Source organism: Azospirillum agricola (assembly GCF_020005195.1).
Taxonomy (GTDB): domain Bacteria; phylum Pseudomonadota; class Alphaproteobacteria; order Azospirillales; family Azospirillaceae; genus Azospirillum; species Azospirillum agricola.
In genome coordinates, this window is sequence record NZ_JAIFZR010000002.1 from 1,083,501 (window position 1) to 1,099,012 (window position 15,512).

13 protein-coding genes are annotated in these 15,512 nt (G+C 73.2%); 10 read left to right on the top strand and 3 right to left on the bottom strand.

Going from position 1 to position 15,512, the window contains the following annotated elements:
- Positions 1-10: 10 nt before the first annotated feature.
- Together JN22_RS07695 and JN22_RS07700 are read right to left on the bottom strand one after the other, a co-directional pair.
- The gene (locus JN22_RS07695) at positions 11-1,030 is read right to left on the bottom strand and encodes a FecR family protein (protein WP_085553318.1); all 1,020 of its coding nucleotides are present in this window, start codon (positions 1,028-1,030) and stop codon (positions 11-13) included.
- Positions 1,030-1,536, bottom strand: coding sequence for a sigma-70 family RNA polymerase sigma factor (locus tag JN22_RS07700; protein ID WP_085553319.1), 507 nt, complete (start codon positions 1,534-1,536; stop codon positions 1,030-1,032). Before JN22_RS07700 ends, JN22_RS07695 begins: the two co-directional genes overlap by 1 nt.
- A 293-nt stretch (positions 1,537-1,829) precedes the next feature.
- On the opposite strand from JN22_RS07700, the gene JN22_RS07705 reads away from it, so the two are divergent.
- The 10 genes from JN22_RS07705 to JN22_RS07750 all read left to right on the top strand — a co-directional run bounded on the left by JN22_RS07705 (position 1,830) and on the right by JN22_RS07750 (position 14,418).
- Positions 1,830-3,038, top strand: coding sequence for an efflux RND transporter periplasmic adaptor subunit (locus JN22_RS07705; RefSeq protein WP_085553320.1), 1,209 nt, complete (start codon positions 1,830-1,832; stop codon positions 3,036-3,038).
- An 11-nt stretch (positions 3,039-3,049) separates the two neighbouring features.
- Positions 3,050-4,996, top strand: coding sequence for a MacB family efflux pump subunit (locus JN22_RS07710; protein WP_143268211.1), 1,947 nt, complete (start codon positions 3,050-3,052; stop codon positions 4,994-4,996).
- A 171-nt stretch (positions 4,997-5,167) separates the two neighbouring features.
- Positions 5,168-6,148, top strand: coding sequence for a ChuX/HutX family heme-like substrate-binding protein (locus JN22_RS07715; protein WP_085553321.1), 981 nt, complete (start codon positions 5,168-5,170; stop codon positions 6,146-6,148).
- A gap of 43 nt (positions 6,149-6,191) precedes the next feature.
- Positions 6,192-7,049 carry a heme/hemin ABC transporter substrate-binding protein gene (locus JN22_RS07720; protein ID WP_223677614.1) on the top strand — a complete coding sequence of 286 codons (858 nt, stop codon included), beginning with the start codon at positions 6,192-6,194 and terminating at the stop codon, positions 7,047-7,049.
- Entirely contained in the window at positions 7,046-8,131 is a 1,086-nt protein-coding gene (locus JN22_RS07725; RefSeq protein WP_085553323.1) for a FecCD family ABC transporter permease, read from the top strand. Before JN22_RS07720 ends, JN22_RS07725 begins: the two co-directional genes overlap by 4 nt.
- Positions 8,132-8,142: 11 nt before the next feature.
- A complete protein-coding gene (locus JN22_RS07730; protein ID WP_085553324.1) occupies positions 8,143-8,946 on the top strand; it encodes an ATP-binding cassette domain-containing protein in 804 nt (267 codons plus the stop codon).
- Positions 8,947-9,065: 119 nt separating this feature from the next.
- Positions 9,066-9,734 (top strand): response regulator transcription factor, encoded by a 669-nt coding sequence (locus tag JN22_RS07735; RefSeq protein ID WP_085553325.1) that lies wholly within the window; start codon positions 9,066-9,068, stop codon positions 9,732-9,734.
- On the top strand, positions 9,721-11,280 hold the full coding sequence (locus JN22_RS07740; RefSeq protein ID WP_085553326.1) for a sensor histidine kinase: 1,560 nt from the start codon (positions 9,721-9,723) through the stop codon (positions 11,278-11,280). Before JN22_RS07735 ends, JN22_RS07740 begins: the two co-directional genes overlap by 14 nt.
- A gap of 59 nt (positions 11,281-11,339) precedes the next feature.
- Positions 11,340-11,906, top strand: coding sequence for a heme utilization cystosolic carrier protein HutX (gene hutX, locus JN22_RS07745; RefSeq protein ID WP_085553327.1), 567 nt, complete (start codon positions 11,340-11,342; stop codon positions 11,904-11,906).
- 160 nt (positions 11,907-12,066) lie between these two features.
- A complete protein-coding gene (locus tag JN22_RS07750) occupies positions 12,067-14,418 on the top strand; it encodes a TonB-dependent hemoglobin/transferrin/lactoferrin family receptor (RefSeq protein ID WP_085553328.1) in 2,352 nt (783 codons plus the stop codon).
- Positions 14,419-14,503: 85 nt separating this feature from the next.
- Here JN22_RS07750 and JN22_RS07755 read toward each other — a convergent pair whose 3' ends face one another.
- Positions 14,504-15,343: a 2-keto-4-pentenoate hydratase gene (locus JN22_RS07755; protein ID WP_085553329.1), complete on the bottom strand. Its 840-nt coding sequence runs from the start codon at positions 15,341-15,343 to the stop codon at positions 14,504-14,506.
- Positions 15,344-15,512 lie beyond the last annotated feature (169 nt).

Below are 15,512 nucleotides of genomic sequence, written 5' to 3' on the forward strand. Positions count from 1 at the left end.
GACGAACCGGCTAGGCGGAACGAATGATCACCAATCCGGGAACGGGATGCAGCGTGCGCACGGGCAGGATGCGGGTGATGGCGTTCAGCGCGGCGTCCGGCCGGGTGACGTCGACGCTGCCGTCGACCCGCAGCTCGGCGAGCGGACGGTCCCACAGCAGGATGCGGGCGGGGTGGTAGCGGTTGAGGTCGGCGATCACCGCGTCGAGCGGCTGCCCCTGGAAGACCAGCCGGCCCTGCCGCCACGCGGTCTCGGCCGCGACCCCGTCCGGCATCAGCGGGCCGGGGCCGCCGGGGCCGCCGAGGCCGCCAAGGCCGCCAAGGCCGTAGGAGCGGCAGTGCCCGGCGAGAAGCTGGACCGGCGGCGCCGTGCCGACGGTCAGGACGGCCGTGCCCTCCTCGACCGCCGCGACGGCGGACTCCGGCTGGCGGTGCAGGATCAGGGTGGCGCCCGACGTCGCCAGTTCGCCGCCGGCGCAGGCGACGACGAATGGGCGGCCGGGATCCGGGGCGGCGACGAAGCGCGCCCGCCCGTCGATCAGGCGGACCCGGCGCTCCGCCGGAGAGAAGTCCACGGCCAGCGCGCTGCCGGCGTCGAGGTTGACCACCGATCCGTCGTCGAGCGTCGCCGTCCGGCGCTCGCCGGTCGCGGTGCGGATGTCGCCGGCCCAGGCGGTCATCGCGACGGTGCCGCCCAGCCCGGCGGCGCAGGCCGCCGCCCCGCCGGCCATGCCGTAGGCGAGGAAGCGGCGGCGGGTCGGCGCGGCGCGCGGCGCGCGCGTGATCCGGCGCGGCCCCTGGCGCGGCTCCCGGCGCGGCCCCTGGCGTGGGTCGGGCACCCGGTCGAGGTCGTCCCACACCCCGGCCAGCCGGTCGTATTCGCGCCGGTGGGCGGGGTCGCGCGCCAGCCAGTCGGCGAAGGCCCGGCGGTCGGCCGGATCGGCGTCGCCGGATTCCAGGCGCACGAACCATGCCAGGGCGTCCTCGCGCGGGTCGCCGGTTAACGCCGGCCGCTCGCCGTTCCCCTCCATCACAGAGCCAGCCGGTCGCGGCAGTGGGCCAGAGCCTTCATCACGTGCTTCTCCACCATGCTGCGCGAGATGCCCAGGCGCGCGGCGATCTCGGCATGGCTCAAACCGTCGAATTTGTGAAGCAGAAACACCTCGCGGCAGCGCGGCGGCAGCTCGTCGAGCGCCTGGCTCAGCCGCTCGAAGCGCTGCTTGTGCTCCAGGGCGGCCTCGGCGTCCGGCTCCTCCAGCGGGCGGTCGAGCCCGAGTTCGGCCGGGGCGAAGCGCCGCCCCCGGCGGGTTTCCGCCCGCATCCGGTCGAGCGCGATGTTGTCGGCCATGCGGAACAGGTAGGAGCGCGGGTTGTCGATCTCCGGCAGGGCGGTCAGGCTGCGCAGGCGCAGGTAGGTGTCCTGCACGACGTCCTCCGCCAGGCACAGCGAGCCGAGGCGCCGGGCCAGATGGCCCGTCATCTCCTCGTAATGCACGAGCAGCAGGCCCAGCAGGGAAGACCGGTCTCTTTCAGCCATGACCTCGGCGACATCCGTTCAACGATCCATCATGAGCCAGTCCTAAACCATGAATGCGAATCATTCGCAATCTATGGATCGGCCGTCGGGAAAATTTTTGCGGAACCGGGGTGAGGGGGTGGGCGGCGCCGGTCGTCCTCGTGTCAGGCCGGTTTTGCGCCCGCCGCCGGACGCGTGCCGGATTCGCTTTTCCGGTGAGGCTGCGGCCTCCGTCAAACGTCCTTGGTGAGAACGATCCGCATTCTCGCGCTCCGTCGCCCTTCCCGTCGCCACCAGGGACTTCGACCGCCGCCATGACCAGACCATCCCCGCCCGCCCGCCGCCGGTACCGGGTCGTCCTCGCCATCGGGGTGGTTCTCGCCGGATTCGCCTCGGCCGCGCTGCTGGGGCGGAGCGATCCCGCCCAATCCGCCGACCAGACGGCGATCGGGCGCGGCACGGTCGAGGACACGGTGACGGCGCTCGGCAAGATCCAGCCGCGCGCCTACGTCGACGTCGGCGCCCAGGTGTCGGGCCAGCTCATGCGGCTGCATGTGAAGGTCGGGCAGATGGTGCGCGAGGGCGACCTGCTGGCCGAGATCGATCCGGCCCTGCAACAGGCCAAGGTCGAGGCCGGCCGCGCCGAGCGCGCCCGCCTGACCGCCCTGCTCGACGAGCTGCGGGCGCGCGCCGACTTCGCCCAGGCCCAGCTCGCCCGCCAGACGGCGCTGCGCCGGGTCGAGGCCGGGCGCGGCGAGGCCTACGACCAGGCGCGGATGGAGGCGCGCACCGCCGCCGCCCAGGTCGACGCCACGCTGGCCCAGATCCGCCAGACCGATTCCACCCTCCAGGCCGACGAGGCGCAGCTCGGCTACACCCGCATCTACGCGCCGATGAGCGGCACGCTGATCGCGGTGGATGCCCGCCAGGGCCAGACCATCAACTCGACCTACGAGGCGCCGGTGCTGATGCGCATCGCCGATTTGTCGGCGATGACCGTGTGGACCCAGGTGTCGGAGGCCGACGTCACCCGCCTGACCGACGGGATGCCGCTCTACTTCACCACGCTCGGCCATCCCGGCCGGCGCTGGACGGCGCGGTTGCAGCAGATCCTGCCGGCCCCGCCGAAGCCGGCGACCAGCGGCGGTTCCAACGGCGGCGCGTCGTCCGGCGGCGGGACCGGGGCCAGCACCGTCGTGCTCTACACCGCGCTGTTCGAGGTCGCCAACGAGCGCGGCGAGCTGCGCCCGGAGATGACCGCCCAGGTCTTCTTCGTCGCCGCCGAGGCGCGGGACGCGCTCACCGTCCCGGTCGCCGCCCTGACCGCGAAGGACGAGGCCGCCGGGCTGCACACCGTCGCGATGATCGGACCGGACGGCGCCGTCGAGACGCGCGAGGTGCGCGTCGGCGTGCGCGACCGCTTCAACGCCCAGGTCCTGCACGGGCTGGCCGAGGGCGAGCGGATCGTCACCGGCTGGCGGACCGACGACGGCCGCCCGCCCCGCGTCGGGTTCCGGCTGTGACCGGGGTGGCCGTGGGCGCGCCGCTTCTCGTCCTGGAGGACATCCGCAAGACCTACGCCAGCGGCGGCGGCGTCGCGGTGGAGGTGCTGCGCGGCGTCTCGCTGACCGTCGAGGCGGGGGAGTTCGTCGCCATCGTCGGCAGCTCCGGCTCGGGCAAATCGACGCTGATGAACATCCTCGGCGGGCTCGACCGCCCGACCTCTGGCAGCTACCGGGTCGGCGGGCGCGACGTGTCGGAGCTGGAGGGCGACGAGCGGGCGGCGCTGCGGCGCGACGGCTTCGGCTTCGTCTTCCAGCACTACCACCTGATCCCCGGCACCTCGGCGCAGGAGAATGTCGAGATGCCGGGCCGCTACGCCGGGCTGCCCGCCGCGCTGCGGGAAAGCCGCGCCGCCGCGCTGCTCGGACGGCTCGGGCTGGGGGAGCGGCGCCACCACCGGCCGAACCAGCTCTCCGGCGGCCAGCAGCAGCGCGTCTCGATCGCGCGGGCGCTGATGAACGGCGCCCCGGTCATCCTCGCCGACGAGCCGACCGGCGCGCTCGACAGCGCCAGCGGCGCCGAGGTGGTCGCCCTGCTGCGCGAGCTGGCGGCCGAGGGCCGCACCATCATCCTGATCACCCACGACCGCAAGGTGGCCGAGGCCGCCGACCGGGTGGTCGAGATGCGCGACGGCCGCATCGTCGCCGACAGCGGCCGGCGGTCCATTCCCGTTTCCGCTCCCGCCGGGGGACCGAAGGCCGGGCCGGCGGAGCCCCACGCCGCCGCCTCCGTCCGGACCAGCGCCGGGGAGGCGTTCTCGGCGGCGCTGCGCTCGCTGGGGGCGAACGGCTTCCGCACGGCGCTGACGCTGCTCGGCATCGTCATCGGGGTGGCGTCGGTGATCGCGCTGCTCGCCATCGGCGAGGGCGCCAAGCGGTCGGTGATGGCGCGGGTCGGCGCGCTGGGGGTGAACCTGATCTACGTGCTGGCCGGCAGCGGCGATCCCCGCCTGCCGACCACGCCGCTGACCGAGGCGGACGGGGAGGCCGTCCTGCGGCTGCCCAACGTCGAGAGCGTCATGCCCTACCTCGACATGCCGGTGATGGTGCGTTACGGCAACATCGACCACCGGACCAGCGGGCTGGCGACCTCGGCGTCGCTGCCGCTGACCCACCGCTGGCCGGTCGCGCAGGGCGCCTTCTTCACCACCGCCGACGAGCGGGCCGGGGCGGCGGTCGCCGTGCTCGGCCACAACGTCGCGAGGAAGCTGTTTCCCAACGGGGAATCGCCGCTCGGCCGGCATGTGCAGGTCAACAACATTCCCTTCCAGATCATTGGCGTGATGGGGAAGAAGGGCGACCTCACCGGCAGCCAGGACACCGACGACTGGGTGTTCGTGCCGCTGTCAACCGGCGTGCAGCGGCTGGTCGGCAAGCCCGACCTCCAGCTCATCCTGGTGTCGGTCCACGACGTCGGGCGCATCGCCCGGACCCGCGACGCGATCAGCAAGCTGCTGGGCGAACGCCACGGGCAGGAGGATTTCCAGATCCGCGACGTCACCGCGCGGATCAAGGCGGCGACCGAGACGCAGGACACCATGACGCTGCTGCTGGGCAGCGCCGCCGTGGTGACGCTGCTGGTCGGCGGCATCGGGGTGATGAACATCATGCTGGTCAGCGTGACCGAGCGGACCCGCGAGATCGGCATCCGCATGGCCGCCGGGGCGCGGGCCGGCGACATCGAGCGGCAGTTCCTGATGGAGGCGGCGCTGGTCGCCGGTCTGGGCGGGCTGGTCGGGGTGGCGCTGGGTCTGGCGAGCGGGGCGCTGGTCGGGCTGTTCGTGATGCCGGTGCTGTTCACGGCGACCGCCATCGCCGGGGCGGTGACATCGGCCGTGGTGACGGGGCTGGTGTTCGGCCTGATCCCCGCCCGCCGCGCCGCCCGTCTCGACCCGGTGGCGGCCCTGTCGAGCGAGTAGGGCGCGGCCCTTCCGCGTGGGTGGTGGATGACCCCACGGCGGGGGCGATTAAAGCCCGTTAATGAACCGCGGCTTGTCAATGATAATGAGTATCATGATCATTTGGGGGAGTTCACGCCGGCCCCCCGCGGCACCCGGCCGGCCCCGATCCACACGCCAAGGATTCCCCCGATGCCCGATACCCGTCCGACGCCCGCCCCTTCCGCAACGGATTACGTCCGCCTCGCCGTCGACTGGAGCGAGGCGCTGCCGCGCCTGGAGGCGCTGGGGCCGGTCCGCGTGGTCACCACCAACGCCGCCATGGTCCACGAGAAGCAGGGGACGTTCGGCAACGTGTCGGTCATGGGTCACGCGATCATCGTGCTGAACCGCGACATCGATCTGCGCGTCTTCCCCAGGCATTGGGAACAGACCGTCCACGACGTCGCCGCCGACGCGATCCGCGTCCATGACCGGCTGGGCCGCCCGGTTCACGCCATCCACCGCACCGCCGGGACCGACGCCGACGCCTGGAACGCCTTCCTGGCGGAGCATCGCGCGGCGGAGCAGGGCCCGCTGGCCACCGGCGGCGAGCCGGCGGCGGTTCCCGCCTCCGGGGCCGCCCCCGAGGTTGCCCCCGAGGTTGCCTCCGGGGCGACCGACGACGCGGCGATCGACGTGCCCGGCCTGCGCTCGGCCTGGGCGGCGATGACCGACGTCCACGAGTTCCACGGCATGCTCAAGCGCTTCGGCGCCGGCCGCCTCCAGGCGATGCGGCTGGCCGGGGGCGAGTTCGCCCGCGAGCTGCCGCTGACGGCGGTGGCGGAGTTGCTGGACGCCGCGCGCGACCGGAAGCTCGACATCATGGTCTTCGCCGGCAACGCCGGCTGCATCCAGATCCACACCGGCACGGTCGCCAATCTGGTGGGTGAAGGGAACGAGCTGCGCATCGAGGATCCGAACTTCCGCCTGCGCTGCGACCTGACGCGGCTGGCGAGCGCCTGGGTCGTCCACAAGCCGACCGACAAGGGCGGCATCACCACGGTCGAGCTGTACGACGACCGGGGCGACAACGCCGCCATCCTGTGCGGGCAGCGCGACGAGGACAAGCCGGAGCGGGCCGAGTGGCGGGCGCTGGCGCGTTCGCTGCCCGCCGTCGCGGCGGCGGCCTGACGGGCCGGCCGTCATGACGGTGACGACAGGGCTCCTTCGCCCCTTGGGCCGCCTCGTCCTCCTGACCGCCGTCGCCGGGGGGCTTCTCCCCGGCGCGGCGGCGGCGGAGGCGATGCGGCTGATCACCATCGGCGCGCCGGTGACCGAACTGGCCTTCGCGCTCGGCGCCGGCGATTCGGTGGTCGGGCGGGACACGGTCAGCCGCTACCCGGCCGAGGCCGCCGCCCGGCCCGACGCCGGATACATGCGCACCCTGTCGGCGGAGGGGATGATCTCCCTGTCGCCGACCCATGTGGTGGCGGTCGAGGGGGCCGGGCCGCAGACCGCCTTCGACCAGCTCCGCGCGATGGGCGTGACGGTGACGATGATCCCGGAGGCGGCCGACCGCGCCGGCCTGTCCGGCAAGATCGCCGCCGTCGCCCGCGCGCTCGGCCGCGAGGCGGAGGGCGCGCGGCTGGCGGCGGCGGTCGAGGCGCGGCTCTCCGCCCTCGCCGCCGCCGTCGAGACGGCGCGCGCGCAGCGGAAGGGCGCTCCCCCCGCGCGCGTGCTGTGCCTGGTCGGCGGCGGGCCGGGCGGCATGCTGGCGGCCGGGCGCGGCACCGTGCCCGACACGCTGATCGCCATGGCCGGCGCCGGCAACGCGATGGCGGGCGAGCGCGACTATGTTCCCCTGTCGGCCGAGGGCGCCCTGGCGGCGGAACCCGACGTGCTGCTGGTCAGCCGCTCGCTGATCGACCGGTCGGGCGGGGTGGACGGCCTGCTCGGCCTGCCGCAGCTCGCCCTGACTCCGGTGGCGAGGACGCGCCGGGTGGTGGTGGTGGATGGCACGATCCTGGTCGGGCTCGGTCCCCGCACCGGCGACGCGGTGGCCGCGCTGGTCGGCGAGCAGGGGGTGAAATGAGCCTGAGCCTGCCGGCCGGCGCCGCCCTGGGGCCGGGACGGCGCGCGCTGATGCCCGCCCTCGCCCTGCTGGCGGTCGCGGCGGCCGTCGCGACGCTGGTGGCGCTGTCCACCGGCAGCGTCGCGCTGCCGCTCGACCGCACGCTGTCGCACCTCGCCCAGGCCGTCGGCCTGCCGGGCACGCCGCTGCCGGCCCGCGACGTGGCGGTGCTGACCACGCTGCGCCTGCCGCGCGTCCTGCTGGCGGCGGCGGTCGGCGTGACGCTCGCCGTGGCGGGGGCCTCGCTCCAGGCGATCTTCCGCAACCCGCTGGCCGATCCGGGGCTGGTCGGGGTGTCGAGCGGCGCCGCCTGCGCCGGCTCGGCGACGATGATCCTCGGGGTGTCGGGCCTCGGCCTCGCCGCCACCGGGCTGTCGCTCGCCGCCCTGCTGCCGGCGATGGCCTTTCTCGGCGCGCTGGTGGCGACCCTGCTGATCCTCGGGCTGGCGCGGAGCGACGGGCGCTGCTCGGCCACCGGCATGCTGCTGGCCGGCATCGCCGTCAACGCGCTGGGCGCCACCGGCATCGGGCTGTGCAGCTATCTCGGCGACGACCAGGCGCTGCGCCAGATGACCTTCTGGATGATGGGCGGCTTCGGCGGCGCCGCCTGGGGCCAGATCGGGCCGGCGCTGGTCCTGATGGCCGGGGCGACGGCGGCGCTGATGGCCAACGCCCGGCGGCTCGACCTCTACGCGCTGGGCGAGCGCGACGCCTTCCTGCTCGGGCTGGATCCCCACCGCTTCGCCACGCGCACGGTGCTGCTGGTGGCGCTGGGCGTCGGGGCGGCGGTCGCCGTCTCCGGCCTGATCGGCTTCGTCGGTCTGGTGGTGCCGCACATGGTCCGGCTGTGGCTGGGGCCGGTCCACCGCCGGCTGCTGCCGGCCGTGGCGCTGGCCGGGGCGACCCTGCTGATCCTGGCCGACACCGCCGCGCGCAGCATCGCCGCCCCGGCCGAGGTGCCGGTCGGGCTGCTGCTGGGGGCCGTCGGCGCCCCGGTCTTCCTGTGGCTGCTGCGGTCGCGGGCCGGTCGGGCGATCCTATGAGGGAATCGGACATGCTGCACGCCGAGGAGGTTTCCGTCACCGCCGGACGCGCCCGCCTGGTCGAGGGGCTGTCGGTCGCGCTGCGGCCGGGCCGGATGCTGGCGATCCTCGGCCCCAACGGCGCCGGCAAATCGACGCTGCTGTCCCTGCTGTCGGGCGAGCGGCGGCCGACCCTCGGCCGGGTCCGGCTGGACGGGCGCGACCTGCACGCGCTGCCGCCCGGCCGGCTCGCCCGCCGCCGGGCGCTGGTGACGCAGCACCCGGCCGCCGGTTTCGCCTTCTCCGTCGATGAGGCGATGGCGCTGGCCACCGAGATCGTTCCGGCGAGCGCGGCGGAGCGGCGGCGGCTGATCGACGAGAGCCTGCGGGCGGCCGACGCCGAGGGACTGCGCGACCGCCTGCTGCCCCAGCTTTCGGGCGGCGAGCGCCAGCGCGTCGCCTTCGCCCGCGCGCTCGCCCAGCTCGCCGCCGGACGGCGGACCGTCGAGGTCGGCGGCGCGCCCTACCTGCTGCTCGACGAGCCGACCGCCAGCCTCGACCCGGCGCACCAGCATCACCTGCTGGGCGCGGCGCGGTCCTGGGTGGAGCGGGTGGGGGGCGGCTGCGCCGTCGTGCTGCACGACCTGTCGCTGGCCGCCCGCTACTGCGACGACGGCCTGCTGCTGGCCGGCGGACGCGAGGCCTGGAGCGGCGCCATGGCCGATCTGCCCGTGCCGGTGCTGGAGCGGGTGTTCGGCACGCGCTTCGTCCGGCTGCCGCTGCCGGACGCGGGCGGCTGGATCTTCGCCGCCACCGGGCAGGGGGTGGGGGGCTGACCCGGCAAGGGTCCGGCGCCGGCAAGGGTCCGGTGCCTCGCGCCAGCCGAGCGGACTGGACGGCAGACATGCGATTAATTATCAATAGCGATTGATTTCCCAAGGCAAGGAGAAGCGCGTTGCGCGTTCTGGTCGTCGAGGACGATGCGGCCGTCAGTTACTGGATCGGGGCGAAGCTCAACGGGTCCGGCCACGCCTGCCGCTTCGCCGGGGACGGCGAGGGCGCCCTGCGCCTGCTGGCCGAGGAGGCCTTCGACGTCGTGGTGCTCGACCGCATGCTGCCGAAGCTGGACGGCATGGAGGTGCTGAAGCGCCTCCACGGCACCCGCCACCCGCCGGTGCTGGTGCTGTCGGCGCTCGACGAGACGTCCGACCGGGTGGCCGGGCTGCGCGCCGGGGCCGACGATTACCTGGGCAAGCCCTTCGACTTCGCCGAGCTGCTGGTTCGGCTGGAGCATCTGGCCCGCCGCCACGGCCGCGCGGCGGCCCCCGGCGACGTGCTGACGGTGAGCGATCTGGTGATGGATGTGCCCGAGCGGCGCGTGACCCGGCGCGGCGTGCCGATCGAGCTGACCGACAAGGAGTTCAAGCTGCTCCACATCCTGATGAGCAATCCGGGGCAGACCGTCACCCGCAACATGCTGCTGGAGAAGGCCTGGGGCTACGGATTCAACCCGCAGACCAATCTGGTCGAGGTGCATGTCTTCAAGCTGCGCGGCAAGATCGACAAGGATTTCGACCCGCCGCTGCTGCGCACGATCCGGGCCATCGGCTATGCGCTGGGGTAGGGGGCCGGTCGGCGACGGGCCGGTCGGCAACGGGCCGGTCGGCAATCGGCCGGGCAGGCGGCGGCGCTGGCGGACGCGGGTCCGCACCCTGCTCGACACCCGCAGCTTCCGCCAGACGATGACGGTCGGCGCGGTGTTCGTCGTCGTCACCGCCGGGGCGGTGCTGTGGAGCCGCACCCTGCTGGTCGATCTGGTCAAGGACCACGTCACCGAGCTGCTCCAGCGCGACGTCGAGACCCAGCGCCAGTTCGGCGGCCTCGCCGCCGCCCCCGCGCTGGCCGATCAGGTCCGCTACCGCGAGCGGCTCGAACCGGAGACGCCGCGCAAGCGGCTGGTCCTCGACGGCCAGGGCCGCCTGCTGCACGGCGAGGCGGCGGAGGCGGCACGGCTGCTGACCGCCTTGTCCTGCGACCCGGCCCGCCTGCCCGCCTGCGCGACCGGCCGGATCGACCGGCGGGGCGACGGCGGGACGCTCCAGGCGCTGGTGGTGCCGCTGGGCGACGGCGGGCGCTTCGTCAGCGCCTACGACATCCAGCCCATGCTGGAGCAGATGAAGGCCGTGCCGCTGGTGGCCGGCGTCGGCGTGCTGGTGTTCCTGCTGACCAGCGTGTCGTTCGGCGTCCATTTCAGCTCCGGCACGCTGCGGCGGGTGGACGCCATCGCCGAGGCGCTGGCCTCCTACGCCGGCGGCGACCGCAACCGGCGCATCGTCATCGGCCCGGCCGACGACGAGTTCGCCAGCCTGGGCCGCGAGATCAACCGCACGCTGGACCGCGTGAACCGGCTGGTCGAGGAGGTGTCGAGCGTGTCGAGCAGCATCGCGCACGAGCTGCGCACGCCGCTGACCCACCTGCACAACCGGCTGGCGACCATCGCCGAGGGCTGCGCCGACGAGCCCTTGCGCCGCGAGCTGGAGGAGGGGATCGAGGAGACGCGCCGCATCCAGCACCTCTTCCGCGCCATCATGCGGCTCGGCGAGATCGAGACGGCCCGCTGCTCGATGAGCATGGAGCCGCTGGACGCGGCGGCGCTGCTCGACGAGATCCGCGAATCCTACCTGCCGCTGGCGGAGGAGGGCGGGGTCGTTCTGACCGTCGCCGCGCACCCGCTCCCGCGCCTGCGCGGCGACCGCACCCTGCTGTTCCAGGCCGTCGCCAATCTGGTGGACAACGCCCTGAAATACGCGGCCGACGGCGGGGCGGTCACGCTGAGCGCCCGGATCCGCGACGGGTGGGAGGAGCTGTGCGTCGCCGACCGGGGGCGGGGCCTGTCGCCGGGGCAGCGGGCGCTGGCCGTCCAGCGCTTCTTCCGGTTCGACCCGTCCGGCACGGTGCCGGGGCATGGGCTGGGCCTCGCCATCGTGCGCGCCATCGCCACGCTGCACGGCGGCGGGCTGCTGCTGGAGGACAACGGGCCGGGCCTGCTCGCGGTGATCCGGCTGGGGCGCCACGCCGACCGTCCGCCGCCGCCGCTTCATGACGCAAAATTAAGCGGCCTTAAGGGAAGCGGCGTTGAAGTCAAACGCGATTGCGACTTAATCTCATAAAAGCCATGGGTGAGCCGGCCGCTCCCCTTCGCCTCTCCCTTCCCATTCCGGATCCTTCCATGACCGACGCCCAGACCGACGCCGTTGCCGCCGCCGCCGTGACCGACGACGGGGGAGGCGACAGCCTCGCCGCCCTGCGCGCCCGCCTCGCCGCCGAGCCCGGCGGCGTGCTGGAGGCCGTGGCGGCGGACAGCGGCGTCAGCCTGCGCACCGTGGTCGAGTGCCTGCCCGAGGATTTCCGCGCCTTCGCCCCCGGCTCGCAAGCCGAGGCGGCGATGACCGACATCGCCGACTGGGGCGTCGTCACCGTGCTGGTCCACAGCGCCGATCTGGTGCTGGAGTGCAAGGGGCCGCTGCCGCGCGGCAGCTTCGGGCGCGGCTTCTACAATCTGGCCGGCGGCAGCCCGATCGGCGGCCACATCCGGCTCGACCGCTGCGCCGCCGTCGCCTTCGTCCGCCGCCCCTTCATGGGCAGCGGCGACAGCTGCGCCGTGATCTTCTTCAACGGCGACGGCGAGGCGATGTTCAAGATCTTCGTCGGCCGCGACGGGAAGCGGCAATTGCTGGCCGATCAGGTGGAGCGCTTCGCCGCGCTGAAGACCCGGCTGTGCGCGCCCGCCGCCTGAGGCGGTCCGGGGCTGGACGATATGCCGGAGAGGCACGCCGTCGCGGCGTGCCTCTCCGGTCCTGAGTTGCGAATAATAATCAATATCGACATTGGCGCCGTCGTGCCGACGGTCTTCCAACGCTCGGCACGACCCAGAAAAAAAAGGCGAAGGAGAGACCATGACGACCGAATCCCTCATTCCCCCGCGCCGCCACGCCCAGGCGTCGGCGTCGGCGCGGGCCGGTTCCGGCTGGCCGCGCCGGGCGCTGTGGCTGTCGGCGTCGGCGCTGACGCTGGCGGCGCCGCAGGCGATGGCCCAGAGCGCGCCCGTTCAGAGCGCGCCCGTCCAGGCGGCTCCCGTGCAGACCGCCCAGAAGCCGGCGCCGGTGACGATCCTCGACGCGGTGACCGTCTACAGCGACCGTGGCGAGCGGCGGGTCGACGAGTCCACGGCGACGATCTCCGTCATCGGGGAGGAGGAGATCGAGAGGCGCGGCCTGCACCGTCTCCAGGATCTGCCGCGCTACGAGCCGGGCGTCACGGTCAGCAACTCCCCGGTCCGCGCCGGCGCCGGCGGCTTCGCCATCCGCGGCATCACCAACAACCGCATCCTGATGCAGGTCGATGGCACGCGCCTGCCCGAAAGCCCGGCGTCGGCCGGGCCGTCGGCGGGCTACAACCGCGACATCGTCGATTTCGACGCGCTCAAGCAGGTCGAGATCGTGCGCGGCCCGTCCTCGGCGCTGCACGGCTCCGACGCGCTGGGCGGCGTCGTCAGCTACGTCACCAAGGATCCGGCCGACTATCTGCGTCCCGGCAAGGATTACTTCGCCTCGCTGAAGGGCGCCTACGACAGCGTCGACTCGTCCTTCTCCGAGACGGGGACGGCGGCGATGCGGTCGGGCGACTTCTCGATCCTCGGCGTCTTCACCCGGCGCGACGGCAAGGAGTACAAGTCCAAGGACAGCGGCTTCCGCAACCCGCAGGACTATGAGGGCAACAACGCGCTTGCCAAGCTGGTCTGGGACCACGGCCCCGACAAGATCACGATCACCGGCGAGTATTTCCAGCGCGACACCGACACCACCCTGCGCAACGACGTGGGCGGCGCGGCCAGCTACATCTTCTCAATGGCCCCGCCGCGCATCACGCGCGGGACCATCGCGGGATCCAGCAGCGACGACGAGGCGCGGCGCTGGCGCATCAGCCTCGACCATTCCCACGACGCGCCCGTCGGCTTCATCGACCACATCGACTGGCGCGCCTACGCCACCGGCTTCGACCGCCGGGAGAACCGCACCCGCAACAGCGCCGTGGCGACCTCGACCAACACGCTGTTCCCGGCCCGCTCGACCCTGCGCGAGGAGACGCGCAACGAATCCGAGCAGGTCATCCTCGGCGCCGCCGTCAATTTCCGGTCGGACGCGACGCTGTTCGGGCTGCCGAACCGCGTCTCCTACGGGCTGAGCACCGACTACATCCAGACCGAGCGCCTGCGCGACGTCACGCTGACCAACGGCGCGACCGGCGCCACCGCCAAGAGCTACAACGGCGACAGCTACCCCAGCCGCACCTTCCCCAACACCGGCACGCTGATGGTCGGCGGCTATGTCCAGGACGAGATCACCATCGACCGGCTGCGTCTGGTGCCGGCCCTGCGGCTCGACTATTACCGGATGAACCCGGAGGTGGACGCCGCCTATCTGGCCGCCAACAGCTCGTCCGCCCCGGCCAAGCTCGACAAGCTGGCGCTGTCGCCCAAGTTCGGCGTCACCTACGAGCTGACCGGCGAATATGCGCTGTTCGGCCAGTACGCCCACGGCTTCCGCGCGCCGCCCTACGACGACGCCAACCTCGGCTTCTCCAACCCGACCTACGGCTACGAGGTGCTGCCCAACCCCAACCTCCAGCCGGAAACCAGCAACGGCGTCGAGGCGGGCCTGCGCGGCAAGTTCGCCGACCAATCGAGCTTCCAGGTCTCGGGCTACTACAACCGCTACAAGAACTTCATCGCGCAGCGGTCGGTCGGCACCAGCGGCGGCGGCCTGCTGCGCTACCAGTCGCAGAACGTCGCCAACGTCGAGATCTTCGGCGTCGAGGGCAAGGGCGAGTGGCGCTTCCAGCCGGGCTGGGCGCTGTTCGGCGCGGCGGCCTTCGCGCGCGGCTTCGACATCGACGGCGGCACCGCGATCGACGAGGTGGCGCCGCTCACCGTCAACGCCGGCCTGTCCTACAGCGCGCCGGAGGATCTGTGGGGCGCCCGGATCGTCGCCACCCACGCGATGGCGAAGAAGGACGACGACGTCAGCAGCTCGACCTACCTGAAGGCGCCCTCCGCCACCACGGTCGATCTGGCGGCCTACGTCAACCCGACCGAGCACCTGTCGCTCGGCGCCTCGGTCAACAACCTGTTCGACAAGGAATATTACAATTACATCAACGTCGTCGGCGTGTCGCAGACCGCCGCCGACCGCCGCCGCTACCTGGAGGCCGGGCGCTCCTTCCTGGTCCACGCCACCGTGAAGTGGTGAGGACCCCGGCCACTGCGTCAGGCCGGGGATGAAGGGAAGTCCCGCCCGCCACGCGCTTCCGGGGCGCGCGGGACTTCCCTGCCGGTCAGGCCACCACGGAGGCGGCGACGGCGGTGCCGGTCATCGGCTCCTGGCCGGTGAAGGTGACGCGGGCCTGCTGGCCGATGGCGATGGCGTGCACGCCGCTCAGCGCGCCGGTCGACACCCATTGCCCGGCCTTCAGCGGACGGCCGAGCCGGGCCGCCATGCCGAGCGCGAAGGCGACCGCCGAGGCGACGCCGCCGGGAATGTTGGCGGCGCTGCCGACGCCGACGCTCTGGCCGTCGATCACGACCTCCGAGCGCAGGGCGTCGAGCCCGTCGACGCCGCCCGGAAGCTCGGGACCGACGACGAGGCCGAGGTTGTTGCCGAAGGTCGAGGCGGCGGCGGTCGGCCCCAGCCTGGTGACGGTCGACAGCGGGCTGCCGGCCACCTCGATCCCGGCGTGGACGGCGGCGATGAAGGCGCCGGCCTCGGTCGCCGTGTAGTCCAGCTTGTCGGCCGGGGCGTCGGCGGCGACGCGGACGACGAACTCGGCCTCGACCGCGCCGAAGCCGCCGGGGATCAGCGCGAAGGACAGCTCGCCCTCGCCGGCGCGGGCGACCGTGCCGGCGAAGACCGGGCCGATGAAGCGGCGGGCGCCCAGCGTCTCCTCCAGCGCCGGCGGCACGAGGGCGACCTTCCAGCCGGCCAGCCGGTCGTTCCAGGCGGCGGTGGCCGCCATCTGGATGGCGTAGGCGGACGACAGATCCTCCGGCAGCGGGCCGGGGAAATCGTCGAATCCGACCGCCGAGCGGCGTCCGGCGACGAAACGGGCGGCGGCGTCGGCGATGGCCGACGCGTCGAGCGCCGGACGGTCGAGTCCGGCGGGATGCGTCACGGTCATCTTCTGTGCTCCAGGAATGAGGGTCGGAGAATCATGATCGGCGGACTGTAGCGGCGCCGGCCGCCGGGCGGAAGCCTTCGCCGCCCTCCCATGACCGGAAGGATGGAGTCACCGAAAGGTTGGACTGGCCGGAAGGCTGGACGCGCGGGCGGGGAGGGTGGACACTTGG

Coding starts and splice junctions, on each gene's coding strand:
- JN22_RS07715 (WP_085553321.1), top strand. CDS start 5,168: ATGCCCGATACCCGTCCGACGCCCGCCCCTTCCGCAACGGATTACGTC.
- JN22_RS07740 (WP_085553326.1), top strand. CDS start 9,721: ATGCGCTGGGGTAGGGGGCCGGTCGGCGACGGGCCGGTCGGCAACGGG.
- hutX (WP_085553327.1), top strand. CDS start 11,340: ATGACCGACGCCCAGACCGACGCCGTTGCCGCCGCCGCCGTGACCGAC.
- JN22_RS07705 (WP_085553320.1), top strand. CDS start 1,830: ATGACCAGACCATCCCCGCCCGCCCGCCGCCGGTACCGGGTCGTCCTC.
- JN22_RS07695 (WP_085553318.1), bottom strand. CDS start 1,030: ATGGAGGGGAACGGCGAGCGGCCGGCGTTAACCGGCGACCCGCGCGAG.
- JN22_RS07730 (WP_085553324.1), top strand. CDS start 8,143: ATGCTGCACGCCGAGGAGGTTTCCGTCACCGCCGGACGCGCCCGCCTG.
- JN22_RS07755 (WP_085553329.1), bottom strand. CDS start 15,343: ATGACCGTGACGCATCCCGCCGGACTCGACCGTCCGGCGCTCGACGCG.
- JN22_RS07700 (WP_085553319.1), bottom strand. CDS start 1,536: ATGGCTGAAAGAGACCGGTCTTCCCTGCTGGGCCTGCTGCTCGTGCAT.
- JN22_RS07750 (WP_085553328.1), top strand. CDS start 12,067: ATGACGACCGAATCCCTCATTCCCCCGCGCCGCCACGCCCAGGCGTCG.
- JN22_RS07725 (WP_085553323.1), top strand. CDS start 7,046: ATGAGCCTGAGCCTGCCGGCCGGCGCCGCCCTGGGGCCGGGACGGCGC.